The organism is Xanthomonas axonopodis pv. maculifoliigardeniae, from assembly GCF_041519315.1.
GTDB classification, from domain to species: Bacteria; Pseudomonadota; Gammaproteobacteria; order Xanthomonadales; family Xanthomonadaceae; genus Xanthomonas; species Xanthomonas euvesicatoria.
This window is the reverse complement of record NZ_CP167998.1, coordinates 4,517,901-4,533,683: the sequence shown is the minus strand read 5'-3', so window position 1 is coordinate 4,533,683 and position 15,783 is coordinate 4,517,901. Positions and strand designations below refer to the sequence as shown.

The following is a 15,783-nucleotide window of genomic DNA, read 5'->3' as shown; positions in this document are numbered from 1 at the left end:
TCGCATCCCGTCTGCACGGGCACACCGGCGGCGTTGCCGGCGCGCTAGTCAGGCAGAGTCTTGACGAACTCGATGAAGGCGCGCAGCGCCGGCGGTGTGAGGGTGCGATTGGGGTAGTACAGGTACGGGCCCTGGAATGGCTGCCACCACGGGCGCAGGATGGGTTCAAGCGCACCTGCGTCGAACTGCGGCTGCAGCCATTGTTCGAACAGATGCATGATGCCGCTTCCGGCGATCGCCGCCTGGATCGCCAGCTCGATCCCGCCGCCGATCTCCACCAGCAATTGCCCCTGCGGAACGATGGTGACCACTTCACCGTCGCGCTCGAACTCCCACTCTGCAATGACGCCGCTTGGGAAGCGCCCGCGGATGCAGTCGTGGGCAACGAGTTCCCGCGGGTGGGTGGGGCGTCCGCGCCGGTCCAGGTAGCCTGGCGCAGCCGCCGTTGCGATGCGTTGCACGCGCGGGCCGATCGGGATGGCCACCATGTCCTGCTGCAGCCGTTCGCCATAGCGGATGCCGGCGTCGCAGCGTGCGGCGATCACGTCGACAAAACTTTCTTCGGTCAGGATCTCCAGCGTGATGTCCGGGTACGCCGCCATAAACGCCGGCAGGATCCTCGGCAGCACCAGGCGCGCGGCACTGACCGGCACGTTCAGCCGCAGCGTGCCGGTCGGCGTATCACGAAAGGCGCTGACCACCTCCCTGGCGTTCTCCAGTTCCAGCAAGGCGGGCGCGATGCGTGCCAACAACGCATTGCCTGCATCGGTGAGCACCACGCTGCGTGTGGTGCGGTTGAACAGCCGCACGCCGAGCGATGCCTCCATGCGCTTGATCGCATCGCTATAGGTCGATGCGCTCACACCCGCGCTCTTGGCGGCTTCTCGAAACCCTCCCGCGCGCGCCACGCGCACGAAGGCCTCCATGTCTGCCAGGTGACCGCTCATTGTTCGACAATCCGTACGGCCCGTCCGCTTTGTACCGGATTGTCGCACAAGGGCGGCCTACGTACAGTTCCCTTGCGCCGCGGTAGCGGCCACGCAGTCGCCGCAGCGCACGTCCAGCGTTGCTTCTTGCTTCTTCAAGCCACGCAAAGATCCCGTCGCAATCTCGGCGTGTCCCAACACACGCGGCGGTTTGGCACACACACCAAAAGGATTCCCATGAACAACGGCAAGCCCCTTGGCGGCACATTGACCCTGCCCGGCACCACCCTTGCCATCAAGCGGATGGGCTACGGAACCATGCAGTTGCCCGGACCGCATGTCTGGGGACCGCCGGCCGACAAGGCATCGGCCTTGTCGGTGCTGCGCGAAGCAATCGCCCTGGGCGCCAACCACATCGACACCGCGCAGTTCTACGGCCCCGATGTGTCCAACGCACTCATCCGCGAAGCACTGCATCCCTATCGCAGCGATCTGGTCATCGTGACCAAGATCGGTTTCAGCCGCGGCCCCGATGCTTCGTGGAATATCGATGTGTCGCCTGCAAGCCTGAGGCGGCAGGTGCATGAAAACCTGCAGAGCCTCGGCCTGGAGACACTGGACGTGGTCAACGTGAGGCTGGGCACGGCAATGGACACCGACGAGCGTTCGATCGCCGAACCGGTCGCGTGCCTGGCCGAGCTGCAACGCGAGGGCCTCGTACGCCACATCGGCTTGAGCAACGTCACTGCGCGACAGTTCGAACAAGCGCAAACACTGGCCAGCATCGTCTGCGTCCAAAACCAGTACAACCTGGTCAAGCGCGACGACGACGCCTTCATCGAGATGCTCGCGCAACAGGGTGTGGCCTATGTTCCGTTCTTTCCGCTCGGCGGCTTTTCGCCCCTGCAGTCGGAGCTGCTGTCGGGCGTTGCCAGGCAGGTAGGTGCGACGCCGAAGCAGGTTGCACTTGCATGGCTGCTGCAGCGCTCGCCCAACATCCTGGTCATCGCGGGAACATCGTCGGTGACGCACCTGCGCGAGAACTTCGCATCCGCCGAGCTGAGCCTGTCGGCCGAGCAGGTCGCAACGCTCGATGGCATCGCTGCCGAGGCCAGTGGCGCTCAATAGGAAGGTGAGCGGCAACATGCCGATGGAGATCGGCCAACCCGTCTCCGCGCAATCGCCAGGCGGGTGCCTACGCACCATCCAGGCCGCCCAGACGACTCGCGAGGTCTTGTTGGCCGTTCCACGATGCGCCTGCCGCATCGACACCGCAGGCCTGCTCTCACGGCCAGCGCCCCACAGCCCAACGTCTCGCCCAATGACCGCAACGTGACCGGCTGACGGCAGCGGCGCAGGCGTTGGCGCCTGTCCGACAGGACGCGGCGCCTGAGACGTTTTGACGGGTGACCACCTTGGGTGCGCCGCAGAATCGTTCCACCGACACGCATCGGCGGTGCGGCGCTTGCGTCGGCAAGGACCGCCGGGCGTGCCGCGTGCAACGCAGCTCAATGCACCCGACAACGCAGCGCGCAGGCGTTCCTGCAGGCATGCCTGGCAGTCGCATGCAATGCGATGTGGACGCCTGTGCGCTGCATCGGTGGCCGACCTTTTCTCAGCGAGTGGATCATGCAGAACAACAAGGTCGTGTGGAGCGAAGGGCTGTTCCTGCGCCCGCAGCATCTGCAGCAGCAGGAACGCTACCTGGAGCGCTACGTGGACCTGCGTGCGGCGCGGTTGCGGCCGCATGCCTGGGGCGTGAGCGAGCTGGAATGGGAGACCGATCTGCTGGCGGTCGGCAAGCTGGGCCTGCGTCGTGCGCGTGGCGTGTTCGCCGATGGCACGCCCTTCGCCATGCCGGGCGACGACCCGCTGCCGGTGGCGCTGGAGGTCGAGCCCACTTGCCGCGACCAGATCGTCTATCTCACCGTGCCGCTGCGGGTGCCGGCGCAACCCGAACTGGGGCGCCCGGAATCGCCGGCCGATCAGCTGTTTCGCTACCGCGTGCGCGAGACCGAGAGCAACGACGCCTCCGGTAGCACCAGCGAAGCGGTGTTGATGGAAGTCGGCGGGTTGAGCACGCGATTGTTGCCGCACTCGCAGCCGTTGGAAGGGCTGGACCGCATCGCGGTGGCGCGCATCATCGAGACGCGCGCCGACCGCCAGGTGGTGCTGGACCCGCATTTCATACCCAGCGCGATGGTGTGCCAGGCGGCGCCGCGCTTGACCACGTTTCTCACCGAGCTGCTCGGCCTGTTGCATCAGCGCGGGGAGGCGCTGGCATCGCGTGTGACGCTGACCGATCGCGGCGGTGCTGCCGATATCGCAGACTTTCTGTTGCTGCAGCTGGTCAACCGTTGGCAGCCGCAGATGGCGCATTGGGCCGCCGCGCCATTGGCGCATCCGGAAGAGCTGTTCCGTGCCCTGGTGGCGCTGGCCGGCGAATTGAGCACGTTCACCGCTGCCGGCAAGCGCCCCCCTGCATGGCCCGCCTATCGGCACGATTCGCAGCAGGACAGTTTCGAGCCGGTGATCGGCGCCCTGCGCAGCAGCCTGAGCGCAGTGCTGGAACAGACCGCCACGCCGCTGCCGATCCAGGCGCGCAAGTTCGGCGTGTGGGTGGCGATGGTGCCGGACCCGGGCCTGCTCGACAGCGCAGCGTTCGTGCTCGCGGCCAAGGCCGACATGCCCAGCGAAGAGTTGCGCCGGCAATTGCCCGCGCACGCCAAGATCGGGCCGGTGGAGCAGATTCGCGATCTGGTCAATCTGCAGTTGCCCGGCATCGTGGCCACGCCCATGCCGGTGGCGCCGCGACAGATTCCGTATCACGCCGGCTATCTGTATTTCGAATTCGACAAGAGCGCAGCGTTGTGGCGAACGCTGAAGACCTCCGGCGGCATCGCATTCCACTTCGGCAGCGAATTCGCCGGGCTGGACCTGCAACTGTGGGCGATCCGGAGCTGAGCATGAGCCGACCTGTTGCCGATCTGGCGCCTGCCTACGCCGCACCGCTGCCGGCCGCCGAGGGCAGCGGCGTGCCCAGCGAAGATACCGACATCAGCGAACTGCTGGGCCGCAGCGTCAACCCGTTGGTGCAGGCGGCCACGCCGCTGCTGCTGTTGGCGGTGCAGTTGCGCCACAGTGCGCAATCGCCCGATGTGGCCCGCCTGCGCGAGCAGGTGATGGCGCAGGTGCGCCGCTTCGAACAACGTGCACGCGATGGCGGCGCGCCGGTGGAGGCGGTCACCGCCGCGCGCTACGTGTTGTGCGCGCTGCTGGACGAAGCGGTGCTCAATGCGCCGTGGGGCGAGCGCAGCGGCTGGTCGCAGAAGACCTTGCTGGTGACTTTCCACAGCGAATCGTACGGCGGCGCCAAGTTCTTCCAGATCCTGGAGCGCTTGTGCGCCGATGTGCCACGGCATCTGGACTTGATCGAGCTGATGTACCTGTGCCTGGCGCTGGGGTTTGTCGGCCGCTACCAGATCGAGTCCGGCGGCATGGTGACGCTGGCGGCCATCCAGGACGATGTCTATCGCCGCATCCGTGCGGCGCGCGGCCCGGCGCCGGACAGCCTGGCCCCGCGTTGGCGCGGGGTGGAAGACCGCCGCCGGCTGGGCCGTTATCTGCCGGTGTGGGCGGCTGCGTTGCTGGGGGTGAGCGTGGTGGTGGTGACGTTCGTGTGGTTGCAGGCGCGTTTGAACAGCCTGTCCGCACCGATCAGTGCGCAGGCTGCCCAATGGGGCATTGCGCCGGCCACGCCACCGGACGCTGCGCCCGTGCCGCCGCCGGTGCGGCTCAAGCAGTTGCTCTCCGCGCAGGAACGCGCCGGCCTGCTGCGCGTGGACGAACAGGCCGACGGGCAGACGCGCGTGCGCCTGAGCAGCGCGGCGATGTTCGCCTCCGGCGGGGTGGAGGTGGAGCCGCAGCAGCGCGGCTTGATCGCGCAGATTGCAGCGGCCATCGAGCAATTGCCGGGGCGGGTGATCGTGGTCGGGCACACCGACGACGTGCCGGTGCGCTCGCTGCGCTTCCAGGACAACTACGCCTTGTCGGCCGCACGTGCGCAGGCGCTTGCGCAGGTGTTGCAGGCGCAGCTGAGTACGCCGGGGCGGGTGGACGCCATCGGCGCTGGCGATTCGCAACCGATCGCACGGCCAGTGCAATTGCCGGCCAACCGCGCGCGCAATCGCCGCGTGGAGATCCTGTTCCAGCCTGGGGAATGACGATGAAGACGCTGTTGTCCAAGCTGAGCGCAACGGTAGTGGTTGGCCTGCTGGCGCTGTGCCTGCTGTCGGTGCTGCTGTGGGTGGGTGGGCCGTATGTGGCGCTGGCCGGCTGGAGCCCGCTGAGCAGCGTGGCGGCGCGGCTGCTGGCGATCGTGTTGCTGGTGGTGGCGTGGGTGGGCGTGCTGGCGCTGCGCCGCTGGCGCACGCAGGCACGTGCGGCGACCTTGTCCAGCGCGCTGGCGGCGCCGGGCCGCGACGACGACCGCGAGCTGCGCAGCGGGCAGGAACGCGCGCAGCTGCAGGCGCGCTTCCAGCAGGCGATCCAGTTGCTACGCAAGCGGCGCGGCGGCGCCGATCTGTACACGCTGCCGTGGTATGCGCTGATCGGCCCGCCCGGTTCGGGCAAGAGCACCTTGCTGCAACATTCGGGCCTGCAGTTTCCGCTGGCTGCGCGCATGGGCGATGCGGCGTTGCGCGGCGTCGGCGGCACCCGCGATTGCGAATGGTGGTTCACCGACGAAGCGGTGTTGCTGGACACCGCCGGGCGCTATACCACGCAGGATTCGGACCAGGCGGTGGATGCCGGCGCGTGGCGCGATTTCCTGCGCCTGCTGCGACGCTATCGCCCGCGCCGCCCGCTCAACGGCGTGTTGGTGACGATGAGCATGTCGGACCTGTTGCTGCTCGACGATGCCGAGCGCGACACCCACATGCAGGCGATCCGCCGCCGCCTGGACGAACTGGCCGAGCAGTTGCAGGCCAGCGTGCCGGTGTATCTGATCTTCACCAAGTGCGATCTGATCGGCGGCTTTGGCGAGTTCTTCGACGATCTGACACCGGCGCAGCGCAACCAGGTGTGGGGCATGACGTTTGCGCTGGCGCAGACCCTGGACGGGCAGGCGGCGCGCAGGTTCGCCGACGAGTTCGGCGTGCTGCAGCAGCAGCTGAGCGCGCGCCTGTTCGAACGCCTGCACCTGGAACGCGACCGTCTGCGGCGTGCGGCGATCCTGTCGTTTCCGCAACAGGTTGCCGCACTCGGCGAGCGTGCGCGGCAATTCGTCGAGGGCACCTTCGCCGGCAATGCGTATGGCCCGGCACCGTTGCTGCGCGGGGTGTACTTCACCTCCGGCACGCAGGACGGCACGCCGATCGACCGCATGATGGGCGCGGTGGCGCGCACCTTCGGCCTGGAAGAAGCGCGCGTGCAGGCGCCGGGCGCGCAACGGCGCACCTTTTTCGTCGAGCGGCTGCTGCGCGAGGTGGTGCTGCGCGAATCCGGCCTGGCCAATACCCCGCCCACCCGGCAGCGCCGCAGGGCGTGGCTGCAGGCCGCCGCGTACGCGGGTGTGGCGCTGCTGACCGGCGCAGTGCTGGCCGGGCTGGGGCTCAGCTACGTGGGCAACCGTGCGTATCTGCATCAGGTACGCGCTGCGCTGGACGCGCGGCCGGCAGTGCCCGATCCCAATGCCGCCACCGGCATGCCCGAGTACGTCGCGCGCACCCTGCAGCAAGCCGATGCGACGCAGGCGGTGGTGAAGGTGGCGCAGCAGTATCACGCCGGCGCGCCGTGGTCGTTGCGCATGGGGTTGTTCCAGGGCCAGGCGGTGGGCGAGCAAGTGCAGGCCGGCTACCTGCGTCAGCTCAACGCCACCTTGTTGCCGGCCTTGGCGGTGCGCCTGCGCACCGGTCTGGTCGATAACGCACAGGCACCGCAGGCGCTGTACTACACGCTCAAGGGCTATCTGATGCTGGGCCAGCCGCAGCATCTGGACCCGGCGCAACTCAGCGCGCTGGCCGCCATCGAAGCGGCAAAATTGTTCCCGCGCGAGCCGGCATTGCAGCAGGCGCTGGGTGCGCATCTGCAGGCCGTGCTCGATTCGCCCACGCGCGTGCGTGCGCTGTCGCTGGACAACCAGCGCATCGCCCAGGCGCGCGCCAGCCTGCGCGCCGCCGACCTATCGACACTGATCTACGGCAACCTGTTGCTGACCCCGCCGGACGGCACGCCGTTGCGGCTGGATAAAGCGCTGGGCCTGCTGGCCGACACCTTCGTGCGCCGCAGTGGCACGGCGTTGTCCACCCCGGTGCCGGCGCTCTACACCCAGCCGGTGTTCGCCGCGTTGCAACGCGATGGGATCGGCCAGGCGGTGGAACGCTTCGGCCGCGACGATTGGGTCTTCGGCGGTGCGGCGCTGAATGCGTCCGCCAAGGCCACGCTGGTGCGCGAAGTGGGGCAGCGCTACACGGCCGATTACATCCGTTACTGGGATGCGTTGCTGGCCGATCTGCAACTGCGCCCCTCGGCCGATCTGGCCGGTGCCAGCGCCACGGCCGCCAAGCTGGCCGGGCCCAGTTCGCCACTGCGGCTGCTGCTGGGCGTGGTCGGCGAGCACACCCAGGCAATGGACCGCGCACCACCGGTAGACCCCGCGCAGCGCGCGTTGGCGGCTGCCGCCAACTCGGCAGGCACCAAGGCGACTGCCGCCGCGGCCAAACTCCCCGGCGGGGCGGCGATGAGCGCCGCGCTGGCCACGCCCGCCGAGGGTGGCGCAGCTGCAGCGCCGGCACCGGGTGCGGCGATCAGCGAGCATTTTCTGGCGCTCAACGCCTTGGCCGCAGGCGCGCCTGGCAGCACGCCGCTGGACCATCTGCTGAGCGTGCTCGATCAGCTCGGCAAGCAATTGCTAGTGATTTCCCAGGGCGGCGGCGATGCCGCGGCGGCCAACGCGCAACTGGCATTGGCCCGGCAGGAAATGGCGCAACTGCCGCCGCCGGTGACCGACTGGCTGCAGAGCCTGGCCGGCAGCAGCGCCACCTTGATGACCCAGGGCGCACGCGCCGCGCTGGATGCGCAGGTCAGGCAATCGGTGGGCGAGGTGTGCACGGATTTCGTGCGCGGCCGCTACCCGTTCGATCCGCAGGCGCAGGTGGAGATCCCGCTGCAGAATTTCGGCGAGTTGTTCGGTAGCGGCGGCCGTCTGGATGCGCTGTATACCGGCACCGTCAAACCGCTGCTGGACACCCAGTCCCCGCAATGGCGCTGGAAGGATGGCCCGGACGCGGTCACCGGCGCGCCCGGTCTGCCGGTGCAACTGCAACTGGCGCAGCGGATCCGGCAGAAATATTTTCGCGGCGGGCCCACGCCGCAGATCGGCTTTACCGTGCTGGCGCCCACGTTGGGCGAAGGCGTGACCCGGCTGACGCTGGATATCGAAGGCCAGCGCTACGACTACCAGCCCGGCGCGGCGCAAAGCATGCCGATGATCTGGCCCGGCCCGGTGCCGGGGCATGTGTCCATCGCCGCCTTCGGCGCCGATGGCGTGGCGCTGGGTACGCTGGACTACCAGGGCGATTGGGCGCTGTTCCGCGCGCTGCAGGCCGGGCACCTGGAAAACCCGTCGGACCTGCGCTTTGTCGCCCGCTTCGCGCTTGGCGGCCACGACGTGCAGGTGCCGCTGCGTGCCGGCAACCTGCGCCACCCGTTTCTGGACAGCGACGTCCAGCACTTCGCGTGCGGCCGATGAGCATGCCGGCGCACGAACCACTCGGTTTCCACGGCAAGTTGCCCGGCGTGGGCGACTTCGTGCAGCGGCGCCTGCCGGCCAGCTTCGTGCAGCCGTGGGACCTGCAGTTCGCCAACTGCCTGGACACGGCGCGCCAGCAACTCGGGCAGCACTGGCCTGGCGCGTATCGCAACAGCGGCCTGCGCGCGTTTGCGTTGGGGCCGGGCGTGTGCGGCGCGCAGGCCTGGGCCGGCCTGCTCGGCCCGGGCGAAGACCGCGTGGGGCGCTGTTTTCCGCTGACCGTGGCAATGCCGTTGCCGCACCTGTGCCTGCCGTCGGCGGCATGGTTCGGCGCGGTGGCTGCGTGCCTGGGCCGCAGCTTGCGCGCACGCACCGATGCGGCCGGATTCGATGCCGCGCTGCGCGCGCTCGGCGTGCCGGCCGCGCCTTCCAGCACGCATGTACCGGCGCCCGGCCAATCGCTGTGGTGGCGGTTGGGCGCGGCCGCGCAATCGATCGACGGGCTGCCCACCGCCCAGATGTATCTGGAGTGGTTGCTGGCCGAGCAGGACATCACCGAGGTGACCCGATGAGCGCGCCCTACCAATCGGCCGGGCACACCGAAACCGGCAAGGTGCGCCGGCTCAATGAAGATGCCTTGCTGCTGCGCGAAGACGCCGGCCTCTGGGTGGTGGCCGATGGCCTGGGTGGCCACAGCGCCGGCGATTACGCCAGCCAGCTGCTGGTGCAGCGGCTGAGCGCATTGGTGCGCCCGGCCGACCTGTGCGATTTCCTGGATGCCATCGACGACACCCTGGCGCAGATCAATCGCGAGCTGCTGCAGGTTGCGCGCGAGCGCCGCGTGGACATGATCGCCACTACCGTGGTGGTGCTGGTGCACGACCCGGATTTCATGCTGTGCGGCTGGGTCGGCGACAGCCGCATCTACGCGCAGCATGGCGGCCCGCTGCGCCAGCTCACCCGCGACCACGTGCACGGCGTGCGCGAGGATGTCACCCAGTTCGGCAGCGCACACGCCAGCGCCGCGGCGGCCGGCGTGCTCACCCGCGCGGTGGGTGCGCAAGAGCCGCTGTTCGTCGATTGGGTGCTGACGCCGAGCCTGCCGGGCACGCAGTTTCTGCTGTGCAGCGACGGCATCAACAAGGAAATCCCGGACCCGGAGCTGGATGCCGAATGCCATCGCTTCGGCGATCCACGCGCGCTGCTGGCGCGTCTGTTCGAATTGGCGATGGGGAGGGCGGCACGCGACAACGTCACCGCCGTCGTCGTCCGCCTGCAGGAGTGAGTGCATGCACGAAGACACCGCCACCGTGACCGAACTGGTCACCGCCATGCGCCGCGGCGCGCTCGACCTCAATGCCGTTCTGGCCGCGCTGGGCAAGCGCGCCGCGGTACCGGAGGCCGAATACCGTGCCGGGGTGGAAACGCTGTGGACGCTGCAACGCCAGCACCTGCTCGACGATGCCACCGTGACCACGCTGGTGAGCCGGCTGGATGCGTTGCGCGATCGTGCGATTGCGCCTGCGCCTGCGCCAACGCAGCAGCCAATACCCACGCCAACGATGGTCGACGACGATGCCACCGTGGTGATGCCACGACCCGGCTCGGCGCGCGTGGTCGAAGACGACATCACCCGCGTGCAACCGGCGCAGCCCCTGCCCGGCGATGCGCCCAGCCTCACCAGCCTGGGGCTGGGCACGCCCACCCACCTCGGCACGCACACCGGCACCGGCACCGGCACGGCCGGTACCGCCAGCCTGTCCAGCTGGCAGCACCTGGCCGAAGCTACCGGTGGCGATCATGCCGGTGTCGGCAGCCTGCTCAAGGGCCGCTTCCAGCTCGAACGCGAACTCGGCCGCGGCGGCATGGGGGTGGTGTATCTGGCCCGCGACGAACGCAAGGTGGAAGCACGCGACCGCGATCCGTGGCTGGCGGTCAAAGTGCTCAGCGACGAATTCCGCCGCCATCCCGACGCACTGGTCGCCCTGCAGCGCGAAGCGCGCCGCTCGCAGAAGCTGGCCCACGACAACATCGTGCGCGTGTACGACTTCGACAAGGATCGCACCCTGGTCTTCATGACCATGGAATACATCGACGGTTGCGACCTGAAAACGCTGATCCGCGAACAGGCCTACAACGGCATGCCGCTCAAGCAGGCCTGGCCGCTGATCGAGGGCATGGGCCGGGCGCTGATGCGCGCGCACGCGGCCGGCATCGTGCATTCGGATTTCAAGCCCGGCAACGTCATGGTCACCCGCGATGGCGTGGCCAAGGTGTTCGATTTCGGCATCGCACGCGCCGGCAAGCATGCGGCCGATGTCGCCGGCGAACAGACCGTGTTCGATGCGGCCACGCTGGGCGCATTGACGCCGGCCTATGCCAGCCTGGAAATGATCCGCGGACAGGCGCCCACCCCGGCCGACGATCTGTACGCGCTGGGCTGCGTGTGTTTCGAATTGCTGACCGGCAAGCACCCATTCGACAAACTCAGTGCCGAAGTGGCGCTGCGCGAAGGCCGCCGCCCGCCGCCGGTGCCGGGCCTGACCCGTCGCCAGTACGCCACGTTGTGCGCGGCCGTGGCATTCCCGGCTGCGCAGCGGCTCACGCGCGTGGACCAACTGCTCGACGGCCTGCGCCAGGTGCCGCTGCGCGAGCGCGCGCTGCCGTTGATCGGCTATGGCGCCACCGCGCTCGCGCTGGTCGGCGTGGGCGGGTGGGGCGCATCGCGTTATCTGCATCAGCGCCATCTGGATGAGGTCATCGCACGCTTCGGTGCGCAGGACCCGCAGCAGTACCGCAACGAAACCCAGGTCATGCAGGCGCTGTCCAGCCTGAGCGCAGACGACCGCCGGCGCGTGCTGATGGACCGCAGCGACCTCATCGAAGATTTCCTGCTGCGTCGCCTGGACGCGCTGTGGAATCCGGCTAACGGCCGCGACGATTACCGCGGCGCGTTGCAGGTGTTCGCCTTGCGCGACCGGTTGCGGCTGTATTCGCCCGCGCTGGATGCGCGTCGCCAGGCCATCGAGCGCGAAAAGAACCAACGCCTCAACGCGCTCGACACCACACTCAATCGCCAGCTCGATGCCGGGCTGTTGTTCCGCACCCAGCCCGACAACGCACTGGCCACGCTCGACCAGGTGCGCCGCATCGATCCGGGCAGCAGCCTGCTGCGCCATTCCGCACTGGAAGTACGCCTGGACGCGGCCATCGCGCAGGCGGTGGCGGCCGGGCAACTCACCACCGCGCGGACCGAAGTAGAACAGGCGCGCGCAGCGTTTCCGGACTCGTTGCGCCTGCAGTTGCGCAGCGCCGAGGTCGGCGTGGCCGAGCAGCAAGCCAAACGCACGCCGGTTACCGCCGCGCCGCGCGATGCCGACAGCGCGCGCAAGGCACTGGCTGCCGATCTGGCCAACCCCAGCACCGACCCGGCCTGGCGCGCGCGTATCGACGCCGCACTGGCCGCACTGCCGGTGGCCGAGCGCAGCAGCCAGGGCAGCGCGCTGGCCGAGGCCATCAGCACGGCGGTTGCCGCACAAAGCGACCCCGCACAGCTGGCTGGCGCGCAGGCGCTGGTGGATGTCGGCCTGCGCGTGGCCCCGCAATCGGCCAGCCTGCTGGCCCAGCGCACACGCCTGCAGACGCTGGAGCACCAGCTCGAACAAGCGTTGGCGCGCGAAAGCGCCGAGTCCGAACTGGCCGCGCGGATCGAGTCGCTGCGCCGCGCCGCCGCCGCCAACGATCTGGGCAAGACCCGCGATGCGCTGGCGCGCATCCGCACCCTGCAACCGGACCATCCGTTGTTGCGCAGCGAAGGCCCGCAACTGCTCTCGCAGGTGTATCGCAACACCGCCGGCGATGCGTTCGCACACGGGCGATACGCCCAGGCGGCCGACCTGCTGAGGCAAGGGCTGCAGACACTTGGCCAGCGCGACGAACTGCGCAGCGCGCAAACCCGTTATGCGGTGGCCGCCGCAGTGATGACCGCGGGCACGCTGGCGCCCGGCGAACGCCAGCAACTTGCCGGGCGCCTGCAAACGCTCTATCGCACCGACGCCAGCGCGCTGGCGCAATTGGAGGCGCAGATGAAGGCGGCCGGCCAATTGCCGGAAGGCTCGTTGTCGGCCCGTCTGCAACGCGCGCCCGCCGCCGATGCGCCGGCCGACGCCAGCGTGCCGCCGGGCGGCGCCACCGAGACAGCTGCGCCGGCCGCCGGCGCAAGACCGGCGCGCGGCAAATCCGCTGCCAAGCCCGCCGCCACCCCAACGACTGCGCGCGACCCCGCCGCTGCGGCATTGCCCGCCAACGCGGACGATACCGACAGCCTGCCGCCGGTGCCCACCGGCCCGGATCCCTGCGCCGGCCTGGCCGGGCGTGCCGCGGCGTGCTTCGACACACTCGGGCAGACCCGCGGGCCGATGCTGGTGGTGATCCCGGCCATCGCTGGCGGCAAGCCGTACGCGTTGTCGCGCGGCGAAGTGGCGGTGGCCGATTTCAACCTGTTCTGCCAGGCCACCGGCCGCTGTACCGCCCAGGCCGCCGCCACCCCGGAGCTGGCGCGCGCGCCGGTGCGCAATATCAGCCTGACCCTGGCGCGCGCCTATCTGCGCTGGCTCACCATCGGCAGCGGCGGCTGGCGGTACCGGCTGCCCAGCGATGCCGAGTGGCTGCATGCCGCGCAGGCGGCCAGCAACTGGCGGCAGGCCGAAGACAGCAATTGCGTGCCGCCCAACGCCAGTGCCGGCGATGCCGCGCGCGCACCGGTGTCGGCACGCGGGCGCGATGCCAATCCCTGGGGCCTGATCAATCTCACCGGCAATGTCTGGGAATGGGTATCGACCGGAACAGGCGTGCAGGCCCGCGGCGGAAGTTTTTCCAGCTACTGGTCCGATTGCACGGTGCAGGCCAGCCGTGCCGACAACGGCTCGGCGCAACCGGACGTGGGCCTGCGCGTGCTGCGGGAGCTGCCGTGAGCGCCGCCCCGCCGTCGCCCACCGCTGCCGCTGCGCACCCGGCCAATGCGCAGCTGAAGGCGCTGGCGTTGGCGCATCAGCAGGGCCAACTCGACCGCGAGCAGTACCGCGCACGCCGTCGGCGCGTACTGGACGCCGCCCGCCAGACCCAGGGGGTGACCCTGCGCAACGCCTTGCCGAGTTCGCCTGATGCCCGGCCGGGCCCGCTGTCGGGGCATCCGGTCGCACGCAAACTGCGCAGTCAGGTGGCAGCGGTCTTCATAATCGTGATGCTCATCGCAATAATCTTGCTAACATTGCATAAATGTACGTCGGGGTTTGATCGACGTTCAGCAAGGGGCGAGGTCAGACACGCCGATCGCCGTGCAGTCGCCGCCGTGGCGCCTGCGTGTGCAGCGGGACACGTCGGCCATGCGCAACACCGGATGGTCTCAGGGGAAATGGACGTATGCGTATGACGTGTCTGGCCGCGGCGGTGTCCGCGTGCCTACTGCTGGCCGCACCTGGGTGGGCGCAGTCGCCGACCGATGCCACGGCTGCTGCGCAGTCGGCAGCGGCGGTGCCGGCCATGAGGGACCGGACCGAGGCGGTCACCGTGCAGGTGCGCGGCTTTCGCGTGCGCGATGTGGGCCACTACCCGGAAGCCGGCATCGACCCGGCCCGCATGCAGGCCGTGGCCGACGCTGCCTTCGCCGAGCTGGCCCAGGGCCAGCCGGTGGTGGCATTGCGCTTCGATCAACTGCAGGCGGTCGCCGATGCGGTCACCCGCGCCTACCGGCAGGCCGGCTTCATCGTCAGCACGGCCTATCTGCCGGCGCAGACGCCGGGCCCCGACCAACTGATCGAAATCCGCGTGCTGGAAGGGCGCATCGGCCAGATCAGCGTGCAGGGCGCCGCACGCTACCGCGGCAACGCATTGTCGGCACCGCTGCGCCAGCTGCAGGGCCGCCCGCTGCGCAAGCAGGACGTGGACACCGCGCTGTTGTATGCGCGCGATCTGCCGGGCGTGTCGGTGTCGTCGGTGCTGCAGCCGGGCCAGAAGGAAGGCGAGACCGACGTGGTGCTGGTCGCCAGCGAGGCCGCCCGCCCGTATGTGATCACCCTGGGCGGCAACAACTACGGCACCGAGCTGACCGGCCGTTATCGCGCCCAGGCCGGCATCACCTGGAATAGCCCGCTCGGCCTGGGCGATGTGTTCGCCGCCAACTACGCCTATTCGCTGGCGCCGCGGCAGAGCCAGATCGGCGCGCTGTCCTATGGCCTGCCGATCGGCAGCGTGTCCGGCCTGAGCGCGGTGATCGGCGCCAGCCGCAGCGAACTGGAGGTGCGCAACGGCGTGTTCGCCCGGCTTGGCCTGAAGGGGCCGACCTCCATCGTCTACATCGGCGCCGACTGGAAATTCATCAACACCGAAACGCTGCAGCTGCAGGGCTCGGCGCGCTATCTGCGCGAGCAATCCAAGCTCAGCGCGCTGGGCATGCAGTTGTCCGACCAGCAGTTCGATGTCGCCGAACTGGGCCTGTCGTTGCGGCGCACCGACCTGCGCTGGCGCGGCGTGGATCTGCTGCAGGGGAGCGTGCGGCAATCCTTGCGCGACCGCTCGGCGGCGGTGGACCAGATCAGCCCCGGTCGCGACAGCTATTTCACCATCGCGCGGCTGGCCTACACGCGCCTGCAATACCTCACCCGCACGCAGCGGCTGTACTTCAAGTTCAACGGCCAATACAGCGACGACACGCTGACCCCGATGGAGCAGTTCGCTGTCGGTGGGCCCGACAGCGTGCGCGCCTATCCGGTCTCCGATGCATTGGGCGACCGCGGGTATTACACCGCGCTCGAATACCACATCGATGCCCCCGGTTTTGCCGATGCCGCATCGCCGTTCAATGGCCGGCCCTGGCGCGAATTGCTGGAGCTGGATGTCTTCGCCGACCACGCCCGCGTGTTCGCCGCCAATGGCCGCCTGGCGCCGGCCAGTTTCGATGCCGCCGGCGTGGGCCTGACCTTCCGCTTGCCGCAGTACGCCAATTTCGAGTGGCGCATCAGCGCCGCGCTTCCGACCGGTGCGCGCGATGCCTCCGACGGACGCGACGACGCCCGCATCTACACGCGTTTCGGCTTCACTTTCTGAGGG

The 15,783-nt window shown here is 69.1% G+C and carries 10 protein-coding genes; 9 read left to right on the top strand and 1 reads right to left on the bottom strand.

Annotated elements, in window-relative coordinates; translation table 11 throughout:
- Window positions 1-44: 44 nt before the first annotated feature.
- Window positions 45-926, bottom strand: coding sequence for a LysR family transcriptional regulator (locus tag ACDH77_RS19315; RefSeq protein WP_057681276.1), 882 nt, complete (start codon window positions 924-926; stop codon window positions 45-47).
- Between the two features lie 237 nt (window positions 927-1,163).
- Here ACDH77_RS19315 and ACDH77_RS19310 point away from each other — a divergent pair, with 237 nt between their 5' ends.
- The 9 genes from ACDH77_RS19310 (at window position 1,164) to ACDH77_RS19270 (ending at window position 15,780) form a co-directional block, all read left to right on the top strand.
- Window positions 1,164-2,054: an aldo/keto reductase family oxidoreductase gene (locus ACDH77_RS19310; protein ID WP_031424811.1), complete on the top strand. Its 891-nt coding sequence runs from the start codon at window positions 1,164-1,166 to the stop codon at window positions 2,052-2,054.
- Between the two features lie 501 nt (window positions 2,055-2,555).
- Window positions 2,556-3,890 carry a type VI secretion system baseplate subunit TssK gene (gene tssK, locus ACDH77_RS19305; RefSeq protein WP_031424809.1) on the top strand — a complete coding sequence of 445 codons (1,335 nt, stop codon included), beginning with the start codon at window positions 2,556-2,558 and terminating at the stop codon, window positions 3,888-3,890.
- Window positions 3,872-5,149, top strand: a complete 1,278-nt coding sequence (icmH, locus tag ACDH77_RS19300; RefSeq protein WP_372353601.1) for a type IVB secretion system protein IcmH/DotU — start codon at window positions 3,872-3,874, stop codon at window positions 5,147-5,149. The genes tssK and icmH overlap by 19 nt, the downstream gene beginning before the upstream one ends.
- A complete protein-coding gene (gene tssM / locus ACDH77_RS19295) occupies window positions 5,146-8,676 on the top strand; it encodes a type VI secretion system membrane subunit TssM (RefSeq protein WP_372353600.1) in 3,531 nt (1,176 codons plus the stop codon). Before icmH ends, tssM begins: the two co-directional genes overlap by 4 nt.
- A complete protein-coding gene (tagF, locus tag ACDH77_RS19290; RefSeq protein WP_008574079.1) occupies window positions 8,673-9,248 on the top strand; it encodes a type VI secretion system-associated protein TagF in 576 nt (191 codons plus the stop codon). Before tssM ends, tagF begins: the two co-directional genes overlap by 4 nt.
- Window positions 9,245-9,961 (top strand): PP2C family serine/threonine-protein phosphatase, encoded by a 717-nt coding sequence (locus ACDH77_RS19285; protein ID WP_031424802.1) that lies wholly within the window; start codon window positions 9,245-9,247, stop codon window positions 9,959-9,961. The genes tagF and ACDH77_RS19285 overlap by 4 nt, the downstream gene beginning before the upstream one ends.
- 4 nt (window positions 9,962-9,965) lie before the next feature.
- Window positions 9,966-13,649: a protein kinase domain-containing protein gene (locus ACDH77_RS19280; protein WP_372353599.1), complete on the top strand. Its 3,684-nt coding sequence runs from the start codon at window positions 9,966-9,968 to the stop codon at window positions 13,647-13,649.
- Window positions 13,646-14,107, top strand: coding sequence for a hypothetical protein (locus tag ACDH77_RS19275; RefSeq protein ID WP_109290458.1), 462 nt, complete (start codon window positions 13,646-13,648; stop codon window positions 14,105-14,107). Before ACDH77_RS19280 ends, ACDH77_RS19275 begins: the two co-directional genes overlap by 4 nt.
- Window positions 14,104-15,780 carry a ShlB/FhaC/HecB family hemolysin secretion/activation protein gene (locus ACDH77_RS19270; RefSeq protein WP_372353921.1) on the top strand — a complete coding sequence of 559 codons (1,677 nt, stop codon included), beginning with the start codon at window positions 14,104-14,106 and terminating at the stop codon, window positions 15,778-15,780. Before ACDH77_RS19275 ends, ACDH77_RS19270 begins: the two co-directional genes overlap by 4 nt.
- The last annotated feature ends 3 nt before the right edge of the window (window positions 15,781-15,783 follow it).

Coding starts and splice junctions, on each gene's coding strand:
- ACDH77_RS19315 (WP_057681276.1), bottom strand. CDS start 926: ATGGAGGCCTTCGTGCGCGTGGCGCGCGCGGGAGGGTTTCGAGAAGCC.
- ACDH77_RS19310 (WP_031424811.1), top strand. CDS start 1,164: ATGAACAACGGCAAGCCCCTTGGCGGCACATTGACCCTGCCCGGCACC.
- tssK (WP_031424809.1), top strand. CDS start 2,556: ATGCAGAACAACAAGGTCGTGTGGAGCGAAGGGCTGTTCCTGCGCCCG.
- tssM (WP_372353600.1), top strand. CDS start 5,146: ATGACGATGAAGACGCTGTTGTCCAAGCTGAGCGCAACGGTAGTGGTT.
- tagF (WP_008574079.1), top strand. CDS start 8,673: ATGAGCATGCCGGCGCACGAACCACTCGGTTTCCACGGCAAGTTGCCC.
- ACDH77_RS19285 (WP_031424802.1), top strand. CDS start 9,245: ATGAGCGCGCCCTACCAATCGGCCGGGCACACCGAAACCGGCAAGGTG.
- ACDH77_RS19280 (WP_372353599.1), top strand. CDS start 9,966: ATGCACGAAGACACCGCCACCGTGACCGAACTGGTCACCGCCATGCGC.
- ACDH77_RS19270 (WP_372353921.1), top strand. CDS start 14,104: ATGACGTGTCTGGCCGCGGCGGTGTCCGCGTGCCTACTGCTGGCCGCA.